This is a genomic window from Roseovarius halophilus (ex Wu et al. 2025) (genome assembly GCF_047086965.1).
The window spans coordinates 1-5,560 of record NZ_JBKOTX010000278.1 but is presented as its reverse complement, the minus strand read 5'-3'; the positions used below and the strand labels follow the sequence as shown (position 1 = coordinate 5,560).

At 63.3% G+C, this 5,560-nt stretch carries 4 protein-coding genes and 1 pseudogene; all 5 read left to right on the top strand.

Annotation, left to right across the window (positions count from 1 at the left end; all coding sequences use genetic code 11):
- Positions 1 to 73 (top strand): annotated as a pseudogene (locus ACH107_RS29445) (Lrp/AsnC family transcriptional regulator); the annotation flags it as partial.
- Positions 74 to 698: 625 nt separating this feature from the next.
- Entirely contained in the window at positions 699 to 2,000 is a 1,302-nt protein-coding gene (locus ACH107_RS29440; protein ID WP_412509268.1) for an extracellular solute-binding protein, read from the top strand.
- 72 nt (positions 2,001 to 2,072) lie between these two features.
- On the top strand, positions 2,073 to 2,954 hold the full coding sequence (locus ACH107_RS29435; protein WP_412509267.1) for an ABC transporter permease subunit: 882 nt from the start codon (positions 2,073 to 2,075) through the stop codon (positions 2,952 to 2,954).
- Between the two features lie 12 nt (positions 2,955 to 2,966).
- Positions 2,967 to 3,818 (top strand): ABC transporter permease subunit, encoded by an 852-nt coding sequence (locus ACH107_RS29430; RefSeq protein WP_412509266.1) that lies wholly within the window; start codon positions 2,967 to 2,969, stop codon positions 3,816 to 3,818.
- Between the two features lie 9 nt (positions 3,819 to 3,827).
- The gene (locus ACH107_RS29425; RefSeq protein ID WP_412509265.1) at positions 3,828 to 4,865 is read left to right on the top strand and encodes an ABC transporter ATP-binding protein; all 1,038 of its coding nucleotides are present in this window, start codon (positions 3,828 to 3,830) and stop codon (positions 4,863 to 4,865) included.
- Positions 4,866 to 5,560: the final 695 nt, after the last annotated feature.

The window sequence follows — 5,560 nt, the reverse complement described above, 5'->3', positions numbered from 1 at the left end:
CCCCGGCACGACCTACCGCGTGGCCGATGCCATCGCGCTCAAGGAAATCCACTCCGAGCTCTATTCGACCTCGGCGCGCCCGACGCGACGGACGCCCCCGAGAGCCCTGGCCTGCCCGTGAGAATGGCCGGGTGTGCCGCCCCACGGCGCAAAGCGCGTCCAGCATCAGCCCCCGGCAGGCGCGAAGCGGTCGAAGATCGAGACCGGCACCTCGGCGACCTGCGCGGCAATGGCGATCGCGGTGCGGGCGGTGACGCTGAAAAGTGCAGCTGGCAACGGCCCCGAGCGGACCTGCGTGCCAGACGGGGCATGGGGCGATAGGCAGTTTGAAGCGGACACGTTCGGCGGTTCGCCCCCCTCGGTCGCCTCGGAAGGCGGCATGGGGGATGTGGCAACAACGCGGGAAGGCCTCAAGAAACAGTCGAGGGAAGAGCCACCCCGTCACAGCCATCGTATGTCGAACCACAAAATTCCGCAGTGTCGGCCACTGGATGGTTCCTGCCGTCATAAAACCTTCGCATGACTTTCAAAATAGCATTACGTGCCTCGTCCATCGGGACACCATGCAATGGGTTTGGTTGGCCTGCTGGTGACGCGGCATGTCCTTGTTCTCAGGAATCGACAACAGCAATCCTCCTTTCCCGCGCTGCACCAACGCCATCCCGACCACTCGGATATGTTCAATGGAAGGAACAGGAATGTCCCGTATCACACTCACCAGCGTCGTCGCCGGAATGGCGATGACAACGGCGGCCACGGCACAGACGGAAATCGATCTCTGGCACGCCATGGGCGGTGCACTTGGCGAAACCGTCAACGCGATTGCCGAGGATTTCAACGCCTCTCAGGACGAGGTCGTGCTGACCCCGGTCTTCAAGGGCACGTATGAGGAAACCCTGACCGCCGGGATCGCCGCCTTCCGCGCGGGCGAGCAGCCCAACATCATGCAGGTGTTCGACGCCGGTGCAGCCACTGTCATCGGGGCCGAGGGCGCGACCGTGCCGGTGCAGGACCTGCTGGCCGACAATGGCGTGGACTTCGACATCGAGGACTACATCTCGGGCGTGCGCTATTTCTACGCCGACAGCGACGGCAAGATGATCGGGATGCCGTTCAATTCGTCCTCGCCGATCATGTACTACAACGAGGACGCGTTGGACGCGGCCGGTGTCGAGCCGCCGGAAACCTGGGAGGAATTCCAGTCGACGACCGCCCCCGCCCTGAAGGCGGAAGGCTATATCCCGCTGGCGCAATCGCACCTGCCGTGGATCTTCACCGAGAACTTCATGTCACGCCACAACCTGCCGTTCGCCACCAACGACAACGGCTACGAGGGCAACGACACCGAGATCCTCGTCAACAACGACGCCATCAAGGCGCACTTCTCCGCGGTGACCGACTGGCAGGACAAGGGCTTCTTCAAGTGGTACGGCACCGGCTGGGGCGACAACCAGACCCCCTTCGAGGAAGGCAAGGTCGCGATCTGGCTTGGCTCTTCCGGCTCCTTCGGCGGCCTGGCCCAGAAGGATCTCGGCTTCGATTTCTCGGCCACCTACCTGCCCTACTGGGAAGCGGTGACGACCGAGCCCAAGCAGACCTTCATTGGCGGCGCGGCGCTGTTCGCGATGTCGGGCCATTCCGCCGAAGAGAACGCGGCCACCGCGAAGTTCTTCGAGTTCCTCACCGCGCCCGAGACCCAGTACTTCTGGCACAAGGAGACCGGGTACGTCCCGATCACCGAGGCCGCCTACGAGCTGGCCGAGGAAGACGGCCACTACGCCCGCATGCCGGCCGCCGAAGTGGGCATCCAGCAGCTTTCCCTGCCCGCGGGCGAGCACACGCGCGGCTACCGCATGGGTTTCTACGTGCAGATCCGTGACGTCATGAACCGCGAGTACGGCCGCATCCTGACAGGCGAGACCACGGTCGAAGAGGCATTCCAGACGATCGAGACCGAAGCCAACCAGCTGCTGGAGCGCTTTGCCAAGACGCAGGGCTGAGCCCTGTCGCAACACCCCGATCGGGCGGCTGTCGAACGATGGCCGCCCGACCTTCATCGGAAAGACCCCCTCATGAAACGCGCTGGATTTTCCTCGCCCTGGCTGCCGGTGCTGCTGCTGGTGCCGCAACTGGCCATCATCGGCATCTTCTTCTACTGGCCGGCGATCGTGGCGCTGCATTCGTCGTTCTACCTGCAGGATCCCTTCGGATTCGGATCGACCTTCGTCGGCCTGGACAATTACACGAACCTGCTTGGCAGTGCCGAATATCGCCGGGTCGCTGCCTTCACGTTGACCTTCACGCTGCTGGTGACGGTCTTTTCGCTGGCGCTTGCCCTGCTTCTGGCGGTCAAGGCGGACAAGGTGTTGCGCGGGGCCAAGACCTATCGGACGCTGTTGATGTGGGTCTACGCGGTTGCCCCGCCGGTTGCCGGTTTCATCGCCGTCATCCTGTTCAACCAGAGCTGGGGGCCGTTGACCGAGGTCTTCGCGCTGTTCGGCCATACCTACATGGTCGGGGTGAATTTCAATGACACCGCCTTCGCCATGATCCTGGCCTCGGTCTGGAAGCAGGTGCCGGTGAACTTCATCTTTTTCCTGTCGGCGCTGCAGTCGATCCCGCGCTCGGTGCGCGAGGCGGCGCTGATCGACAACCGCTCGGCCTCGGGCCGTTTCTGGGACGTGACCTTTCCCCTGCTGGCGCCGACCGGGTTCTTCCTGCTGATCATCAACATCACCTACGCGCTGTTCGAGACCTTCGGCATCGTCGACACGGTGGTGAAGGGCGAGCCGGGCAACAACCCCATGACGCTTGTCTACAAGGTCTACGTCGACGGGTTCCGCGGCAATGACCTCGGCGGCAGCTCGGCACAATCGGTGATCCTGATGGTCCTCGTGCTGGCGCTGACGGTCTTCCAGTTCCGGCTGCTCGAACGCCGCATTCACTACACTTGAAAGGCCCGGGCCATGCGCAAACCGAAACTGTCCACCGTCACCGATCATGCTGTCCTGATCGCGGGCAGCCTGTTTTTGATGCTGCCGCTGTTGATGATCCTGCAGATGACAACGATCCCGGATACCGAGATCATCCAGACCGGCCCGTCGCTCAAGATCGGCGACCAGTTCGACGACAACCTGCAAAAGGCGATGCTGCAGGCCTCGGGCTTTTCCGGGGACAACACCGGCCTGTCGATGCTGAAAAACAGCTTCATCCTCGGCATCGGCTTCGCGGTCGGCAAGATCGTGATCGGCATGACGGCCGCCTACGCGATCGTCTATTTCCGCCTGCGCTTTGCCACGCTGGCCTTCTGGCTGATCTTCACGACGCTGCTGCTGCCGCTGGAGGTGCGCATCCTGCCCTCCTACGAAGTGGTGCAACGGCTTGGCATGCTGAACACCTATCAAGGGCTGATCATCCCGCTGATCGCCTCGGCCACGGCGACCTTCTTTTTCCGGCAGTTCTTCCGGTCGGTCCCCGAAGAGTTGGTAGAGGCCGCGCGCATCGACGGTGCGGGGCCGGTCAAGTTCTTCGTCGATATCCTCGTGCCGCTTTCCAAGACGATGATCGCGGCGATGTTCATCATCATGTTCGTCTACGGCTGGAACCAGTACCTCTGGCCCACCATGATCACCACGGACGAGGACATGTACACGCTGGTGCGCGGCATCAAGCAGATCGTTCAGGTGCTCGAAGGCGCCGTGGTGCCCGAATTCGGCCGCTCGAACGTGCTGGCGCTGGTCGCGGTGGTGCCCCCGGTGCTGGTGGTCGTGTTTTTCCAGAGCTGGTTCGTCAAGGGCCTGACAGAATCCGACAAATAGGCAAGAAAAATGGCACAGGTTCGCTTCAACAACATCGGCAAGACCTACCCGAACGGGGTCGAGGCCCTGAAACCGACGGATTTCGATATCAAGCAAGGCGAATTTGCCGTGCTCGTCGGGCCGTCGGGATGCGGTAAATCCACGCTTCTGCGCATGGTCGCGGGGCTGGAAGAGATCACCTCGGGCGAGCTTTCCATCGCGGGGCGCATCGTGAACGCGATCGACCCGGCGGACCGCGACATCGCCATGGTGTTCCAGAACTACGCGCTCTACCCGCACATGAGCGTGCGCAAGAACATCGGCTACGGGCTCAGGAATCGGGGCATATCCAAGACCGAGATCGCCGGGAAGGTGGCGGAGGCCGCGACCCTTCTGAACCTGAGTGACCATCTTGACCGCAAACCCAGCCAGCTTTCGGGCGGACAACGCCAGCGGGTCGCCATGGGACGCGCGATCGTGCGCGACCCGGCGCTTTTCCTGTTCGACGAGCCGCTGTCCAATCTCGACGCCAAGCTGCGCCACCAGATGCGGATCGAGATCAAGGCCCTGCAACGCAGGCTTGGCGTCACCTCGATCTATGTCACCCATGACCAGGTCGAGGCCATGACCATGGCGGACCGTATCATCGTCATGAATGCGGGCCGGATCGAGCAGATCGGCACGCCGGCCGAGGTCTACCACGACCCGGCAAGCACCTTTGTCGCCGCCTTCATGGGCGCGCCCCCGATGAACCTGCTGCGGAGCGGCGCCGAGTCCGGGAAACTGTACCTGAACGGCGGCGCGCTCTGCGAAACCGCGCATGAGGGCGAGGTTGTGGCGGGCGTTCGGCCCGAGGACTTCCTGCCCGACCCGGAGGGCGTCATCTCCATGCAGGTGGACATCGTGGAAGAACTCGGCGCCCATCGCCTGCTGCACGGAAAAATCGGACAGGATACGGTGACCGTGCATGTCGGGAATGAATTCGCGGCCAAGACCGGCCCGCTGCGCCTGTCCGTAAAGCCGGGTGCGGTTTGCCTGTTCGATGCTGATACTGGATATCGGATATGACGCGCCGCGTGCCCCGGTTGCAGCCCGCAAGCGATGCCGACCGCACCGAGATGCCCGCCGCGCCCTTCCGGGCCGACTGCCGGTCATGTCGCGCGCTCTGGGCATGACGTGCGCGTTCCGGGGGCGCGTTCGTCGAAACGGGGCGCGGTGGCGAGACAGACCGCGCCCTTTGCGCCGATGACACCAACAGGTACGGCTGGCACGGGAACGCGACCCCGAGCGCTGCGCCTTTTGAAGACGCGACCGCTCCATGAGCGGCCTGATTGACGGATGTTCAGCCGTCACGGCAGGCCGACCATGCGCAGGGAGGGGGCTTTGCAAAGTGGCACCGTAGTTGACCTGTTGCGGGATGGAGCAGACGTCGCATAAAGCCGCGCATTGCCGACGCGCGCGGTGACGAAGCGACGATGGGGCTGGGCACTTTATGTCAGCCATATCCGAACGAGATCAGAGCGATGTGCCCAGCCTCACCAAATCGCCGCCGCGTGGGGGCGCGTCGGTGATGCGCGGCGGGCTTCGCCCTCGATTCCGCGCAGGGCGAGAATGTCGGCTGTGCGCAGAGAGCGGAGTTTGCAAAGTTTGGGCGATTTCCTGATAGCGGCCTTTCGTGAAGCGTGCGGCGCAAGCCGTGGACTGCACCCGCTGAGAGGCAGCGATGGACCACACCTCGTGCTCATGTCCCATGTGTCTCAAAG